The 17,529-nt window shown below is 34.6% G+C and carries 12 protein-coding genes; all 12 read right to left on the bottom strand.

The genetic code is table 11. From position 1 onward, the window contains the following. Nucleotides 1-239: 239 nt before the first annotated feature. The 12 genes from AC1Q5Z_RS05210 to AC1Q5Z_RS05155 all read right to left on the bottom strand — a co-directional run bounded on the left by AC1Q5Z_RS05210 (nt 240) and on the right by AC1Q5Z_RS05155 (nt 17,517). Complete coding sequence (locus tag AC1Q5Z_RS05210) at nt 240-4,388, bottom strand: Ig-like domain-containing protein (protein WP_492443999.1); 4,149 nt, start codon at nt 4,386-4,388, stop codon at nt 240-242. A gap of 24 nt (nt 4,389-4,412) precedes the next feature. Then, nucleotides 4,413-4,712 (bottom strand): DUF6916 family protein, encoded by a 300-nt coding sequence (locus AC1Q5Z_RS05205; RefSeq protein WP_198855793.1) that lies wholly within the window; start codon nt 4,710-4,712, stop codon nt 4,413-4,415. Between the two features lie 22 nt (nt 4,713-4,734). Continuing rightward, the gene (locus tag AC1Q5Z_RS05200; RefSeq protein ID WP_233074061.1) at nt 4,735-5,238 is read right to left on the bottom strand and encodes a GNAT family N-acetyltransferase; all 504 of its coding nucleotides are present in this window, start codon (nt 5,236-5,238) and stop codon (nt 4,735-4,737) included. A 5-nt stretch (nt 5,239-5,243) separates the two neighbouring features. Further along, nucleotides 5,244-5,759, bottom strand: coding sequence for a phage tail protein (locus AC1Q5Z_RS05195; protein WP_492443998.1), 516 nt, complete (start codon nt 5,757-5,759; stop codon nt 5,244-5,246). Between the two features lie 52 nt (nt 5,760-5,811). Then, entirely contained in the window at nt 5,812-6,333 is a 522-nt protein-coding gene (locus AC1Q5Z_RS05190; RefSeq protein ID WP_233074062.1) for a phage tail protein, read from the bottom strand. A 24-nt stretch (nt 6,334-6,357) separates the two neighbouring features. Then, the gene (locus AC1Q5Z_RS05185) at nt 6,358-6,867 is read right to left on the bottom strand and encodes a phage tail protein (protein ID WP_278021763.1); all 510 of its coding nucleotides are present in this window, start codon (nt 6,865-6,867) and stop codon (nt 6,358-6,360) included. 38 nt (nt 6,868-6,905) lie between these two features. Next, complete coding sequence (locus AC1Q5Z_RS05180) at nt 6,906-7,598, bottom strand: hypothetical protein (protein ID WP_343587680.1); 693 nt, start codon at nt 7,596-7,598, stop codon at nt 6,906-6,908. A gap of 218 nt (nt 7,599-7,816) precedes the next feature. Beyond that, entirely contained in the window at nt 7,817-9,103 is a 1,287-nt protein-coding gene (locus AC1Q5Z_RS05175; RefSeq protein WP_492443997.1) for a family 8 glycosyl hydrolase, read from the bottom strand. 50 nt (nt 9,104-9,153) lie between these two features. After that, on the bottom strand, nt 9,154-10,116 hold the full coding sequence (locus tag AC1Q5Z_RS05170; protein ID WP_492443996.1) for a glycoside hydrolase family 43 protein: 963 nt from the start codon (nt 10,114-10,116) through the stop codon (nt 9,154-9,156). A 130-nt stretch (nt 10,117-10,246) separates the two neighbouring features. Then, nucleotides 10,247-11,740: a RagB/SusD family nutrient uptake outer membrane protein gene (locus AC1Q5Z_RS05165; RefSeq protein WP_492443995.1), complete on the bottom strand. Its 1,494-nt coding sequence runs from the start codon at nt 11,738-11,740 to the stop codon at nt 10,247-10,249. A 12-nt stretch (nt 11,741-11,752) separates the two neighbouring features. Continuing rightward, nucleotides 11,753-14,761 carry a SusC/RagA family TonB-linked outer membrane protein gene (locus AC1Q5Z_RS05160; RefSeq protein WP_492443994.1) on the bottom strand — a complete coding sequence of 1,003 codons (3,009 nt, stop codon included), beginning with the start codon at nt 14,759-14,761 and terminating at the stop codon, nt 11,753-11,755. 812 nt (nt 14,762-15,573) lie between these two features. Further along, the gene (locus AC1Q5Z_RS05155; protein ID WP_492443993.1) at nt 15,574-17,517 is read right to left on the bottom strand and encodes a glycoside hydrolase family 97 protein; all 1,944 of its coding nucleotides are present in this window, start codon (nt 17,515-17,517) and stop codon (nt 15,574-15,576) included. Between the last annotated feature and the right edge of the window lie 12 nt (nt 17,518-17,529).

The following is a 17,529-nucleotide window of genomic DNA, read 5'->3' as shown; positions in this document are numbered from 1 at the left end:
TATACAGTATTGTCTTGTATAAATTTCATGGCAGAATCATGGTGCATTGCATGCTATTTATTTTTTGAACATTGACTCTGTTGCTGAACTAGGAATCTAAAACTAACTGGCATGAAGCTTAAATAAAAAACAGCCCGAAGGCTGTTTTAATTTTTATGCTATATTAATTACTATAAAACTCTAATTTTCCGTAAATGTTAGATGCAATAATTAACCATCGATACATCTGACAAATTACCTTATTTTTTCAAAATAAATTTCTGAGCTTTAAATGAACCGTTATCTATTTTTTTAATTAAATAAATACCATCTTCAAGATTTTCTAAGTGAATTGTATTTAGAATATCTGATTTTAGATTTACTGATTTTATAATTTTTCCAGAGGTATCTATTATAATGTAATTTCCATCATATTTGGTAACAACATTTAAAATTCCTTTGCTTGGAACAGGGTACATTTTAAAGTCGGATACTTTGAAATCGTCTAGTCCCAAAGTACTTACATTAATACAATCAGAAACAATTGTACATCCTGCAACAGTAATTTCAACTTTATAATCTCCAGCGACTGTTGCTTTAAATGATTGGTTGTTTTCATTTGTTAGCAGTGTGTTGGGACACTTATACCATTGATAAGCTGCTCCAGAATAGTCCGATGTTAATATTCCAGAATTTAAGGTTACTGTTTTTAGAATTGCTGAAGAATTGCTAATAGTTAATGCTAAAGTCTTGGTATCGCATCCAGAAGAATAGGTATAATTTCCAGAAGAGGTATAAGTAGTGCCATTTACTGGCCAGGTATAGCTATCGCAAGCGCTTTCAGTTTGTGTAGAACTTGTAGAATTAGTGATCGTTAATGCTAAAGTCTTGGTGTCGCATCCTATTTTATGAGTATAAGTTCCAGATGTTGTATAATTAGTGCCATTTACCGGCCAAGTGTAAGAATCACATCTAGAAATATTTTCGGTTGGAGATGAAGTTGAGGGAGTGATTGTTAAGTCTAGAGTTTTAGTATCACATCCGACAACTGTAGTATACGTTCCAGTAGCGGTATAAGTTGTTCCATTTGCACTCCATGTGTAAGAATCACATGCAGTTATTGTTTCAGGTGTAGAAGTTGTAGATGGAGTAATAGTTAAATTAAGAGTTTTGGTATCACATCCACTCACAATTGTGTATGTTCCAGAAGTGGTATAAGTTATTCCATTTGCACTCCATGTATAAGAATCACATGCATTTACCGTTTCAGGTGTAGAAGTTGTAGATGGAGTTCCCGTTACAGTTTTTACCAGAACTCTATCGCTTGCACAATAAGCTGTTTCACAAGCAACACAATAAGTTGTATTATTTTCTGTAGGTGTTGCAGAAACTGAATTTCCTGTTGCAAAACTTGTTCCGCCAGCCATCGCGTTATACCAGGTAGCAGTTGTACCAAGTGGACAAGAAGCGTTTAAAGTAACAGCAGTACTTCCTAAACAAGGAATATTTTGTGTGTCTTCAGTAACTGCTGCACTTTCTGGTTTAATTGATGTCGTTGTAATATTAGAATTTACAGTTGTAAAATTAGAACCACTAACGGTTGCCTGATTTGTAACAGAACAGGTATTTTGCGGTAATGTGCCCGCAGCGTTAATTGTCGCACTAAAAGTAATTACAGTGCTTTTTCCGGCAGCTAAAGCAAATGGTCCGGCAGTAAGCGTTTGATTAACCACTTTTGCTATGGCAGTTTTAGCTGATACTGAATTATTAGTTGTATTACTATTCACGGATTCTGTCGTAGGAGCCGCAGTTTCTTCTTGTACTGCTTCTTTCTGAGTAGCCATTCTTGAAGCACTTCCATTGTCAGGAATAGTGACAGTTCCTGAAGTTATAACTCCAGTACCTCCTTCATCCACCCCTACTCCTGTTGGAGTGCTAGTATTATTGCTATTCCAGAAAGTTGTCAATGCGGCGCTTCTGTCTCCGCTTCCTGAAACATAGGGTGGACTGCCCTGCAAAATTACCGAACAATTTGGCCCCTGAGAGAACACATCAAAATTTCCTTTTACCAATCCGCTGGCGGAGTTAACTATATTACCAGTAACTTTTGCAGCACTAACTATTATGCTAGAAGCATTATCAGCATAAGCAACTACTCCAATATGAGTGTAAGCATTATTTACAACACTAATGTTATTATTAGTAATAGAAGCATCAATTCTTCCCACACTTAATACAGCATTATCATTTGCTTCAGAGAAAATACCGTAATTAGCCGCATTAGTAATTATATTATTAGCTATTTCGGTAATATGTTTGGCATTTCCATAAGCGGCAACACTAATACCATTACTAGAAGAAGTTGAACCTCCACCATCAATAGTATTATTATTTATACGCCCTTTTATAGTTCCCGAGCCTTGATTTCCAACACTGCATGCAGAAAGACCATTATAACTTGATTTTAAAGTGTTATTTAGAATATTGTAGCTCACAGTTGCTGTACCGCCTACTTGCAAAGATAAACCATTGCTTCCAGGACTTACAGTTGCTGCATTTATAGTATTAGCATCTGTGGATGCATTATCTCCTCCAATTTGAACTGTATTTACAGAAGATCCGCTAAAATTCAGAGCTAAACCAGTAGTTTTTGAATTAGAAAAATCATTCTTTTTAAAAACTAATGTATTGTTTGTTGTTCCTTTAGCTTGAAAAATAAAATTACTGTCTCCGTTTGATTTATTAAAAGAGTTTTTAAATTGACAACCGGTTACTGTCAAATTAAGTGCAGGATTTTGAGAAAGTTGTCCATTAAATCCAAAAAAGCCTCTTCCCCAAGAATCATTAACATTTGTGTTTGTTATCGAACATGTCCCTTTTAAATTTAACGCAAATATTCCTCCAACACTTACATTTCCTCCATTTGCACTTCCACAGCCTGTAATTGTACTATTAGCTAATACTAAATTATTAACATCATTCAAATTTATTCCAACAGAGTTTGTAGTACCGATGATAACAATATTATCTAAACTAACACCTCCAGAGATGGTTTTAAAATGCAGTGCACCATAAGAATTAGTGTTATCATCTTCAGTATCACGAATTACAGTAGTAGAATTATTTGCATTAGTAAAATTCATGTTTTTAAGCGTAACATTGGCACACGATATAAACTCAACACCTCTTAAAGCTATATTTTGTATTGTCCCTCCAGATCCTGCAATAGGTCCTGTTCCAGTAACCTGAAAACTTCCTTGTGAACTACTTACTGAAATTCCTTTAGAGACTCCACTAGCAGAAATACTGGTAAAAATACAATCTAAAGTACCACCGCTCGTAATATTAACGGCCTGTGCATTTGTTGTACTAATAGTTGTATTCCTAACTTTTAAAGCTCCAATAGATGAACCAGATAAAGTACCTGTTAACGCAACAGCTTGAATATCATTATTTGCTTTTAAATTGACACCGGCAATAGTAGGATTTGTTCCGCCAGTAGAAGGTAAAACATTACTATAAGTTGGCACGGAAAGACTTAATATAGAAGCCAGACTTGCACTTGCCCCTTGCCCAATTACTTTTTGATTATCATTTAAAGTCAAAAGTCCAGTAACTGTACCTGAGTAAATAAAAATAGGATATGCAGCGCTTCCTGTAATAGCATTTAAAGTTTGGTAAGGTGTAGCTAAAGTTCCGTTTCCTGCTGTTGCAGCCGCACTATTAACAAAGATAATAGGAGTTGATACCGCAATATTTACTGTTGCAGTTGCGGTTTTACCATTAGCTGATGTTAAAGTGTAGGTAAAACTATCAGATCCTGAATATCCTGCGTTTGGATTATAAGTAAAAGAACCGTTTGCATTCAGAATTACAGATCCGTTTGTTGCTCCTGTCAATAAAGAAACTGATAAAACAGTTCCATCAGGGCTAAAATCATTTGCTAAAACACCGCCTGCTGCATCTACATCTATTCCAACATTTCCGATACAGGAATAAGAATTATTGTTTGCTATTGGTGTTGCTTTAAAAGAGTTTGGAATTAAGGTTAGATTAGAATCTAAAATATCTTCGAAATTCATTCCTAAAGCATCTTCCGCACCTGTATTTGTTATCGTTACAGTAAAATCAAGCTGAGAACCAGGCTGAGCATTTCCACCTCCATTTACCGCTACAGTATTTGTTACGGTAACTGTAGCAGCTACAGCTGGCGCGCTTGTTTTACCTGTTTTAATTTCAACTTTTTTAACTTTACTTTCTTTTTTCTGATCTATAAAAGTTTTTTCAGCTTTTACAAAACTTTCAACTATAGGAGCAACAAAATTTTTCCTAATAATAGTGTTGTATTTCATTCCAAAACTTAGAAATCCAACCAGTATTATTACAACTAAGAGTTTGTTATTTTTCATTTTTTTTGCTTTTAATTAGCCTAATTAAGAAAATACCGCTTCATATTTCATTCCCACTTCATCAAACCCAAGTGGTGTAAGAAATAATTCTAAATTGCCTTCTTCAGGGTGTATAATATTAAAAATACCCTGTTCGTAATATTCGTCTTTTTGCTGAGTTCGAAAAACTAGAGAAAATGGAGTTCTTTGTAATGGAGAGTAACTATCAAATTCAGTTACAGAGATTAACTCCGCATCATGCTGAATTTCTTCTGAAAATTTAATAACAAATACTCTATTAAGCATAGAATTAAACTTATTTGCAGAGAGTAAAGATATATCCATATAATTTTGTTAATCGTTAAAATCAGTTATTAGAATTCCATTCCATTAAATGGTAAACACCATTTGTTTCACTTATTTTTTTAAATCCTAATCGTTTATATAAATTCATTGCTGGGTTAAAAGCCTCAACATGTATCGAGACATTTAAATTATTGCTGCCTGCTTTTTTAAGGATTTCATTTAAAATGGAGCTGCCAATATTTTTATTTCTCCATTCAGGCAATATTGTAATATCTATAATTCTCACAGGTTCATTTTCAGAAAGGAAATCAATATATAATCTTCCAACCGGAACTTTTTCTTTTTCAATTATATAAAATTTTGCATCCAAAAAATTCTTCTGATAATATTCATGCTGGACAGAAAATTGCTGATCAATAAAAAGTCTTTTTTGTTCATCATTCCAATTAGTTCCTTTATCTAGTTCTTCTTGACGAGTACTGCCATATATTTCCCGAAGAAGAGTTTTATCACTTTTCTGAATCTCTCGAAAACTAATATCTTTTATTTCTAAATTCAAATCCATTTAAATTAGCTTCTTGGTGGAAAAATTCCCTGAAGCGCAATACAAAAATTCATTGTCAAATAAGGCATCATATTATTGTGTGGCAATCCCGAGCCAGCTATAGCTACGGAGTTTAAGCTCATATTGCTATTTGTTCCCGTCTGGCCATAAATTCGTATAGGATTTCCACGGCCTAAACTATTATTAGTCGGAGATGTTGACTGTGAGTTTGAAGTTGCAGCCATCAATGAATGATTGTGAGATGGAATTTCAGACTCAAGCAAACTAACATTTTCACTTCCGCCTGTTTCCCCTAAATCGTGTAAAGATAATCCTGGACCTTGTCCTGGATGCATAGGAACACTCCCTTGTAAATTCGGGAGAGCAAAAGTGCTTTTCCCGTCACCTCCATATGTAGTTCCCAGCAAAGAAAAAAGCGATGTATTTTGAGATATAGGCAATAATTGCCCATTGCACATGGCCCAACCTTTTGGTGCAAAATTGAAGGGAAAAAGGCGTATCTCGGCAACAAATTGATCCATAGATATATTGTTTTTTATTTTTATTTAAAAAGTATTGAAAATTTTAAAATTTCTATGTTTGACTAGGAAATATTCCATACAACGAAAGGATAAAATTAACACACAAATAAGGCTGAAAATTAGTGTGAGGCTGACTTCCTCCTGCACTTGTAACCGATGATGCATTTAAATCCGATGTTGGTACAGCACTAGAAAACATTTTACTTCCTGGAGGATTAGTGCTAAATAGTGCATTTGACGGACTTGCAGTATCTGCCAAATCTGTAGTCGCTATTAAATTATGCGTGTGAGCAGGAATTTGATTAATGGTTAACGTAATATTTTCTGCCCCACCTGTTTCTGCTAATGTATAGTTTGTACCACTAGAGGATGTGCCGAAATGGATAGGAACTCTTCCGCGTAAATCTGGTAAAGCAAAAGTACTTTGGCCATCGCCTCCATAAGTAGTGCCAATTAATTGAAATAATGTATCATACTCAGAAATAGGAAGAATCTGTCCTTCACAGAACATCCATCCTGCAGGAGCAAAGTTTCCTCCAAACATTCTGATTTCCCCAACGAAAGGTTGTGCCATATCTTTACTTTTTACAATTAATAATTAATTTTGAGAAGGAAAAATACCTTGTAAAGAAATACAAAAATTCAAGGTAAGGAATGGTTGCATGTTTAAATGAGGCTGACTTCCGCCGATACTTTTAAGAGAACCAGAGTTCATCGAAGTAAAATTTTGACTTTGACCGCTATAAACTAAATTAGGGGCAGTATTAGCCAATGAATTTAAAGAGCTAGGTACATTGGTACTTACCGAATCTGTTTTCGCCTGCAATATATGAGTGTGCTGAGGCAGTTCTGATACACTTACAGTATGTGCTTCTTCTCCACCTTGGTCTCCTATTGTATGCCCATTTCCAAAATGAATAGGAATTCTTCCTTTTAAATTTGGTAAAGCAAATGTCGTTTGTCCATTGCCTCCATACATTGTTCCTAGTAGAGAAAACAAAGCTTGATTTTGGTTTATAGGCAAAAACTGCCCATTACATAAAGTCCAGCCTTTTGGAGCAAAGTTAAAAGACATGATACGTATTTCTCCTAAATAAGGTGTTGCCATAATATTGACTATTTGTAAGTTTTACGAAGTAAAATATATTAGACCAAAAAAGAATCTGAAGCAAAACTATGCTTAGAAATTATTTCCTTTTGATATACAATAGAATTGCCTTCTTTTATCATAATTTTTGTCACGGTTTGTTCTGGGGATAAATTAGTTTGCAGAGAAACGCTTCCTTTTCTTGTATAAAAGCCATAAGGATCTAATTTCTGTACTGGAGCAGGAAATAAATAATGAGATAAATTAACATCGTTACGATATATATTTAAGTCTTTCATAGCTACAGTAATAGCTTCTAAATCAAATCCCGATAAAGGTCTTAGAGATTTCCAGTTACCATTTGAATCTTTTCCAAAGCATAGCAAAACATTATCTACTTTTCCAGTAGCCTCAGTTTGAAGATGCATGGGAAACATTTTTAGCAGACCGTCCGAAGAACCGAAACAATAATTTCCTGAAGCAGCGTATCCCGTCTTCTCCCATTTTAAAATAGATTTTTTATAGCAATCTGCTAGAGATTGATCTAAAAGGAAAGCATCAAAAAAAGTTATTTTTGAGAATTTGGCTAGAATATTTTCTTCATCATTTTCTGAAATCGAAAAATTTTCCAGAGTGCTCTGAGCTGCTAGAGAGCCACAAAAAAGAGTTGTTACACCAACAAATCCAACATTTTTTATAAAATTTCTTCGTGCTAAATTGATCATAATCCTCTGCTTTTCTGTTAAATTCACAGTAAAAGTAATAAAAGGAAATATGAAATGGTAATTTTTTGTTAAAGAACACAATAAAAACCGTATAAGTACGTTAGATAGCTCCTTTTTTAAAGAAAACACTTATACGGAAAAAATATGCAAAGATAAAGTGTAGAGTTAAAAAGGAAGTACAACAAATCCTGATAAAATCAATAAGCTAACAATTCTTTGCTGTTTCATATTTTTTGTTTAAAAAATTATTTTACTTCTGGAACAATAATTTGATATTTTCCGCTAAGATGCATTAGGCTAAAAAGATACATTAGCCCATCATAATACGGATCAAAATAACCGTCTTCATAAGGTTCGAGCTTTGCATTCCAAACCGCATGAACAAAATCTAAACTTTCTTTATCCTGATTGACCAATGATGCTGTTGCTGAAGTAGCCACTAGACCAATAGAATGTCTTAGTTTTTTAACAGGGCCAGCCTGAAGGATAAAGTCGGGAGTCGAACCATCCAAATTAAATTGATCTTCAAACTTGTCTAATCCTTTAGATCTAAGAAAATTTTGAAATCGCTTCGAATAGTCTTCCTGCCATTCTTTATCTTTTCGGTTCCAAGTGTAATCCATAGCAATATTCATAGGGACACGCCAAGAATCATAACGGAATCCAGGAGGCATCCAAGGTGTCGGATGTGGTTCTCCGTTAAATTCGGTATAATCTGAATTTAGCCCCGTAACAGGATGACAGGCCTTATGCAAAAAGTTACGTGACACATCGGCACATTCCTTATAGAACTGTTCATGTCCGTCTTTAGCATAGCATGCCCATATTTCATAAAAGGCTGGAACATGATAAGAAGGATCTGTCCAATTATAACCGCCTCCTTCTGGCACAAAAGAAATTTGCTTATGTTCTGTATTTATAATATTATGTACATTGCCTGTTCCGTCTTTTTTCCACATGGCATCTAGTATTCTTCTGGCTTCTTTGTAGTAGTTTATTCCTGTATCATTACCCCATTTATTAGAAGCGAAAAGCAAGCTCGTTATATAATACAGTTCTCCATCTGAAGCAGAACCTAGAGAATTTTGTTTTTTAGTCTCTGGATTTACGCTCCACGCAAAATATCCTTCTCTAGGTCCATCTTGATGCTGCATGTATTTTACAGACCATCTCCATAAACGATCGAAAACCTCTTTTTTGTTAAGCTGAACGGCAACCATCATACCATAAGACATTCCCTCGGTACGGGCATCTTTATTTTTAACGTCAGAAACATATCCTAGAGAATCACCTTCTTCAAAATATACTTTATTTGGACCTTCGAATATATCAAAATAAGCTTTGGCTAATTTCTTGTCTATTTCGTCTTGACTGTAGCCTGCTTCCTTAAAGAGATTTCTATACTGAGGCCTTTCAGATTCTGTTTTAGCTGTTTTCTTCTTATTCTGCCCTAGTCCCGATAACGGCAGTGTCAGTATGAAGATCATCACAAATGCAGAAATTTTAATGTTTAATTTTTTATATTCTATCATGTTTATCTTTTTAAATAGTATTTCTTCATATGAAAAAATAAAATGAGATTTTATTTTACAGAACTTACGCCATCTGTAGTTTGTACAATTTTTTGAATGGTTCCGTCTTTATTATAATGCATATAGTCTACGCAGATTGAACGTCTGTAACTGCCTCCTGTTGGCAAACTTCCATTGTGGTAAAAAAAGTACGACTTTCCTTTATAGTCAATAATTCCGGGATGTGTGGTAAAACTATTTGGTACATTTTCCTGAATAATTCCCTGATACTTCCATGGTCCAGTTATACTTTTTGCTGTACAATACTCTATCATTTCGGTTTTTGTTCCTTCACTGGCGTACACTAAATAATAAAGTCCTTTTCTTTTATAGACCCATGGACCTTCAATATAATTTTTAGGCTTAAAAGTGGTAATTCCACCATCTACTTCTGTCATGTTTTTCTTAAGTTTTACCCATTTGCAACTTCCATTTCCCCAAAACATATAGGCTTGTCCATCATCATCTATAAATACTGTTGGGTCAATATCATCCCAACCATACTTCATATCTGTTGTCATTTCATTTATAATAAGTGCTTTTCCTATTGCATCTTTAAAAGGCCCAGTTGGACTATCTGAAACAGCCACTCCTATTGCAGCACCGCCTTGGCTTACTTCATTTTTTTTATGAAATGTCGAAACAAACCAATAAAACTTTCCATCTCTCTCGATGCATTGAGCAGCATAAGCATCGCCGGTTGCCCATGAAAATGCGCTTGGCGAAAGCAACGCTCCGTGATCTTTCCAGTCCTTCATATTTGTTGTCGAAAACACATGCCAGTCAGCCATTTTATAATTGGTATCATCCTGAGTTGCTACATCGTGTCCTGTATATAAATACAAGATTCCTTTATGTACAAGAGGAGCTGGATCTGCTGTAAAGATGTTTCTAATAATAGGGTTTTGTGCTTCTATGCTTATTGTAAAAAAACAAGAAATGGTCACAAATAAAATTTTACTTATATTTTTCATTTTTTAATTCTATTAATTCAAAATACAATTTGACTTTTTCTTCAATACTATTTCTTTAAACAATAAACAGCGCATTTACTGCGCTGTTTATAAAAACTAACTTAACTTAAACTAACCAAAATTTAAAGCCTTAATAACCAGGATTATTATCGCTAGGCTTTATTTTAGGATTAGACGAGGTTTCTCTGTTTGGTATTGGCCATAATTCGCTTTTACCAGCAGTAAAACCTGTTCCTTGCAATACAGTACTTGCTATACCCCATCTTATAATATCATCAAAACGAGATTGCTCTCCGGCAAATTCTACTTGACGTTCGTGGACAATTGCAGCAAAAACGGCATCTTTTGATGCGGTAATATTTGTTGTTAAATTTGCTCTATCACGAACTTCTTTAATGTATGCTATGGCTGCTGTTTGTGAGCCGCCATCTCTTTGGTTTTCACATTCTGCTTTCATAAGCAATACATCTGCATAACGCATTACTTTAAAGTTAATGCTTGAACGTGTTGCCTCATCTTCTCTATCGTAATAGTTTTGATATTTTTTCCAACCCGCTCTTCTAATACCAGCAGAGGTTGTAAAATCACTTGCCACCATTACCTTAGTTCCCTTTAAATAAGATGATCCTGGCACATAAAAAGTATCTCCAAAGCGGTTATCGCCTACTTCATAAGAATCTAAAAGATCATCTGAAGGATAAACATTGTACCAGCTAAGATTACCATATTCTTGACCTCTTAGTGTTGATTCTTCAAAACCTGTTCCTTGGCTATCACCAGCAGCACCCCATTGATCACCAGTTCCATTTTTTTCATCAAACTCAATTTCAAAAATAGATTCTTTACCATGCTCAGTTTCTTCCATAAAGTTGTTGTAAAAACTCCCTTTATCTTCAAGACTGTAACTTGTAACATTATTAAGCGCAGCTAAAGCTTCATTATATTTTTTCTGATATAACAATACTTTACCCAATTGAGCATAAGCAGCTTCTTTATTGGCTCTTCCTGCCGCTTCTGATGTTTTTGGCAAAAGGTTTTGTGACGCAAATACAAGATCTTCCTCAATCAGAGCGTATACCTCTGCTTTAGGGCTTCTTGCGTTTCCGATAATAGTACCAGTTTTATAAATTGGCAAATCGCCAAAACGTTTCACTAAAAGGAAGTAATAGTATGCTCTTAAAAAATGAGCTTCACCTAGATATTTGTTCTTTTTTTCCTGAGATAAAACAGCATTTGGAAGGGCATTAATTTTAGCTTCATTGTCTAACACGAAATTTGCTCTTGAAATTCCGATATAACAAGATTCCCAATAATATTGAATAATATCGTTTCCTGCATTAAAAGAAAAATCCTGAAAAGGTTTCTTATTACCTTCTAACTGAGGATTTCCTAAAGCATCATGTCCCATAAGATCCATGGCAAAGAAAAGATTTCTTCCATAAAGTCCTCTTGTCTGAAGATTTGCATATGAAGCATTTACCGCAGACTGCACCTGAGCTTCTGTTTTAAAGAAAGTTTCAGGCGATAAAGTATTGGGATTACTCAATTCTAATTCGCTACTGTCACATGAAGTCATTGTTAAAGCTCCAGACAGTACTATAAGTATATATTTAATTTTTTTCATCGTCTTTAAATATTAAAATGTAACATCAATTCCAAAAATTACCGATTTCGGCTGTGGATATCTTCCTAAATCAATACCTGCTGAATTTGCATTACCGTCTGCACGTGCAATTTCTGGATCTAAACCAGAGTAATTTGTAATTGTTATAAGATTTTGTCCGCTTATATAGAATCTTGCTTTAGAGAAATAGCTCTTAAAGGCATCTCCTGTTAATGTATAACCTAAAGCAATGTTTTTTAATCTTGTGAAAGAACCATCCTCAATATAGCGTTGGTTTGCAGAAGACCAGTTGATATCAGCTCCTTGAGCTCTTGGCAAGGTAGCAGAAGGGTTTGTTACGACACCGTTTTGAACAATTGCCCTGTCTAAAACATCAGTGCTTGCATTAAACAAACGGTTCATTCCTTTTAAATCAAAAGTATTTGCATTATAAATATCGTTACCCGCAACTCCAGTTATAAAACAGTTAAAATCAAAGTTTTTATATGCTGCGCTTAAATTTAATCCGTAAGTGAAATCAGGATATGGATTTCCGATGTTTGTTTTATCCTCAGAATTGATGATTTTATTGCCGTCACGGTCAACAATTTTAATATCTCCCGGTTTTATAGCAGTCTGGCCCGGTCCAAAAACAGCATCAACTTCTGCTTGGTTTTGGTAAATTCCATTAGTCTGATATCCATAAAAATAAAATAACGGCTGTCCCACTTCTAATCTAGAGAAGTTTTCAAGACCTGCTCTTGGTGTAGGGCCGCCTAATACGCTAGTTACACCAGGAGCTAAGCTCGTTACCTCATTTTTACTTGTTCCTAAATTTGCCACTGCAGACCACGTAAAGTCTCCTTTTCTGTCATTGTAGCCAAGCGAAACTTCAAAACCGCTTACTTTTACGTCTGCGATATTTTGAATTTGAGTTCCACCACCTGCAGATCCAACAGAAGCAGCAAGCGGAACCGCAAAAAGAATGTCACTACTTTTATTGTTAAAATATTCAAAAGAACCTGTTAGTTTATCATCAAACAAACCAAAATCAACCCCAATATTTCTATCTAATTTTGACTCCCATTTCAAGTCTGGATTAGCCGCAACACCTAAAGAAACCCCAGGCGCATTTGCTCCTCCAATTGGATAGTTATAATTTGCCAATAAAGTAGCGCTATATTGATAGTTGTCTATTCTGTCATTTCCAGTTGTTCCTGTACTAGCTCTAAGTTTTAATGTGCTGAAAATAGAATTTTCCATAAAACTTTCTTTAGCTATGTTCCATCCTATAGCAACAGAATAGAAATTACCCCAACGGTTATTTGATCCAAAACGAGAAGATGCATCTCTACGTCCTGAAACAGCTAATAAGTATTTATCAGCATAATCATAGTTGATACGAGCAATATATCCTAAGTTTTTTTCTTCATAATTAGCAGATCCTAAACTTCCTTCATTATAACGCAGCTGATCAATTTCGTTTGAAATATAATAGCGGCTTCCTGCTGCTAAGCTTTGTGATTTTCCGTCAATTTTAGTAATAACTCCTAATACTTCAAGGTTGTGTTTTTGAGCAATAGTTGTTTTATATGTTAAGCTATTATCAAAAACGATAGTTTGTCCTTGTGAATTTGTTTCGTTTGTTGAAGAAAATGCCTGTTTGTGATAAGAACCATCCTGAAAACCAGGAATAAAAGTATGGTCTTTGCTTGTATAGTAATCTAAAGAAACTTGTGATCTGAATTTCAAACCTTTGTAAATTTCTAACTCGGCATAAATATTTCCGATAATCGATAAATTATTAATTTTCTGATATCCTAAATTAGCTACACGCACTGGATTTTCTGCATCGTTTCCATCAATAGCACTAGGGCCTTGATATCCTCCGATATTATCTTCATTATAAATTGGTAAATAAGGAGCCATTTTAATAGCATGCTCTAAGAGTGTTCTTCCGCCTGAGCTGCGTTCCGGATTTATTGTACTGAAAGAAACTCCCATGTTGCTTCCAATTCTTAGTTTGCCAATATCTTGTGTATTATTAGCTCTAAAAGAATAACGTTCGAAACCAGTGTTTATAATAGCTCCGTCTTGTTTCATATATTCTGCAGAATAACGTCCTGTCGAAGTTTCTGTACCATTTGAAAAGCTCAGATTATAATCCTGCATAACTCCAGTTTGAAAAATCTGGTCCTGCCAATTTGTGTTAATGTTTCCAAATTCAGCCGCTCTTGCTGTTAGATCGCTTCCTAAATCTTTAGCATATTGAAGATATTGTTGCGTATTTAAGACATTGTATCTTTTTGTCACTTCCTGTCCCCCAACGTAAGTGCTAAAACTTAATTGCCCCGGACCTTTTTTACCTTTTTTGGTAGTGACCATAATTACACCGTTAAAAGCTTTAGAACCGTACAAAGCTGTAGTCGAAGCGTCTTTTAAAACAGAGATACTCTCGATATCATTAGGGCTTAAACCTGAAAGATTCCCAGTTAAAACTCCATCAATTACATACAGAGGAGCGCTATTTCCCATTGTAGCCAGACCACGAATACTAACGGTAGGATTAGAACCTGGTGCGCCATTTACAACTGTGACCCCTGCTGCACGCCCTTGTAAAGCAGATTCAGCATTCGTAATAGGCACTGCGGCAATATCTTTTGAGCTTACTGTTGAAACTGCTCCTGTAACCTTAGTTCTCTTTTGAGTACCATAAGCTACTACAACTTCATTTAAATTTTGTGCAGATTGAATAAGAGTTACATTTATTGAATTTCTTTCGCCCACAGTAATAGTCTGTGACACTAAGCCAACATAAGAATACGTTATTTTATCAGTAGGATTAACTCCTTTTAAAGAGTATTTACCGTCAAAATCTGTTGATGCGCTATTCTGCGTACCTTCTACATTGATGCTGGCACCTGGCAACGGAAATCCAGAAGGATCTGTAATCACGCCATGAATGGTCTTTGATTGTGCCATTATACTATGACTGCCCACGATCAGCAGTCCAATTAGTGCAATTTTGAGTTTTAAGTTCATGTTAATAGTTTTTTTGTTTGGTTTAAATAGTTAATGGTTTTTTGTTTGTTTTTTAATTCAAGGTTTGGTTCATAAGCTTTTTGTTTAAATCTTTTTTAGTTTCAGTTTGTTTTTATCTTACAGAATATTCTTCCAATTGAGTTAATAGGGCGGAGAAATAACGAAAGCAAATATAAAAAAACAACTCAAAAAACAATCGGTTGTTTTATATTTTATTTAAAAAAAACTCGTTTTAAAAACACAAAAAATATTTTTTAACTTAAAAAATTAAAAATATACTAAATCAAAGACTTAATATAAATTTAAAATAAATAATTTAATATACATTTGTCAGATTTTTTGCAAAAAATACAATAATAAAAAATTAGATAAAATTTACACTAATATTAAATTATATAAATAAATTACTACTAATATTAGTTAAAAAAATGTATTTTAGAAATTATCTTATACTATTTTAACCATTAATAGAAGCAAAATGACTAAAAACAACAATCGGTTGCTTTAAAAAGCATTCTATTTTGCATTAGAAATGTAGATTCTAAAAGATTTAGTTTATCAACCTGTAATACAAAACTTTATAGTAAATATTCTCATTTAAACATCAATTTCACGAACTCTCTTTTGATGCAATAGATTAGTATTTATAATGCCTTTCATTTTGTAGGAAACCTTAATTGCTCTTCATTCTCATTGGGACTGCTTCCGTTGATTCATACATACAACAAAAAAAGCCAGCTTATTTATCTTAAGCTGGCTCCTATTGGAATTGAATAAATCAAATTTGGCTATATCACATATTTTTTTACCATTTAATTGGTTAATAGCATCCCACCATTGCATGGTATTTTCATTTCAACTTCTTTATTTTTATTTACCGTCAGCTTGCTGATCTTTCCATTTAGCTGGTCATCATCGCTGTAACAATCTACTTTAGCACCAGAATTAAACATATCTAATTTTAGCTTTATCTTCAGTAGTTTTTTTTCAGCATTAATTCCAGCAACATACCACTTTGCTCCCTTTCTTCTAGCCAGCACTACGTATTTGCCAGGATAGCCATCTAAAAAGCGAACTTCATCCCAAACAGAAGGCACTTCCTTCATAAACTTAATAGCCCACTCCGGAGCATCATATAAATTATTTGGTGCTAAGGCAAAATGTTGCACACCGCTTTGAAAAAGTACCGAAGTAGCTAAAGCAAACACATCAGATGTCATTCTTTTTGATCCTTTACCTGCAATATTATCGCTATTATAGAATTTATTTAAAGCACTTCCTCCAAAATCCATACTTCCCACCGTGTTTCTAATAAAAGTATGCGTTGTGGCATTTAAGGCTTCATTATCGCAGCTTAGTTGTCCAAAATGCAGATTTTCACTTGCCAAAACCGCTTCGCTAGATGCATAATTTGGATACATGCGTTCCCAACCTCGAGGTAAAGTACATCCATGAAAAATAACCATAATTCCAAATTCATTGGCATCTGTCAAAATATCTTCATACAATTTCATGGTCACCTGTTTATCTCCTCCAAAAAAATCAACTTTGATTCCTTTAATCCCAATGCTATTCATCCATGCCATTTCCCTGCGTCGGATAGTTGCATTATCCATTAAGCCCCTCGGCCCCTGCGGAGCATCATTCCAATACCCATTTGAATTATACCATAAATAAAGCCCCACGCCTTTCTGCGCACCGTATGCGGCTAATTCTGCAATTTTATCACGACCTATTTGCGTATCCCAAAGCGCATCAACTAAAATGGTTTCATATCCCATTGAAGCGCTAAAATCGATATATTGTTTTTGTACAGGAAACGTTGTGCTGTTGTCCATCTTCATAATCCAACTCCAAGTTCCTTTTGTGTACTGGTATTCTTTAGAAGCTTCATATTTTGGTTTAACCAAATCAAACGAAACAGTAGTTTCAACTATTGGAGCCAGCGTCTCTCCAATTGTGATGGTGCGCCATGGAGTTTCTCCTGTAAGTGGAATTCCAGGCGCAACTGTACCATTTCCGTTATTTTCTCCCTGCATCGGAAATCCAATTGAATATAATCCGTTCTCATGCCCAATTAATCTGCTTGCACAATAACCGCTGTCTACCCCAGTTTCAGAAATTAAAACCCATCCGTCGCTATTTACTTTAAACAGACATGGAAACGTGTAGCCATTTCCTAAACCATTTTTTCCAACAGCATCATCAAGTGCATATGAAGTTTCATAACTTGGAGCTGTTCTCGCAAATCCTGTCATTGGATTACTTTGCGGACACAGGAATGTCGTGGTTCCTTTTGGCAGTAAAAATCCTGAAGCTTCTTCTTCAACTACGCAGGAAACTGTTTCTTTCTGCGGATATATTTTATATTTAAATGCCAGATTATTATTGCTTACTCTAAAAATCACATCAAAAGCTGCCCTGCCATCTTTTGTAAATGAAAAAATAGCTTCGTTAGCGGTATAATGAACACTGCTTTTTTTTATGTTACGCAATTGATAGGATTCGTCAATTTTATTTTGACTGCTATTTGCCTCTAAAGTCAAACCGAAACTAAAATCTCCTGCACTTGTTTTTAGACCTAGTGGAGACTTCTCAATAAACGTTTTTTCATTGTATGTTACATTATACTGCGGTATTCCATTATCTGCAGAAATCGACACAACAAGTTTTCCATCAGGACTTTTTACTATTGGCTGCGCGTTTAGCTGAAAGAAACCAACAAAACATAAGAATATTATTTTTTTAAGATTCATAAACTTTTAAAA

It is taken from the genome of Flavobacterium sp. GW823-FHT06G12 (assembly GCF_058794775.1).
The sequence above is the reverse complement of the archived record's forward strand: the minus strand, read 5'-3'. Positions and strand labels throughout refer to the sequence as shown.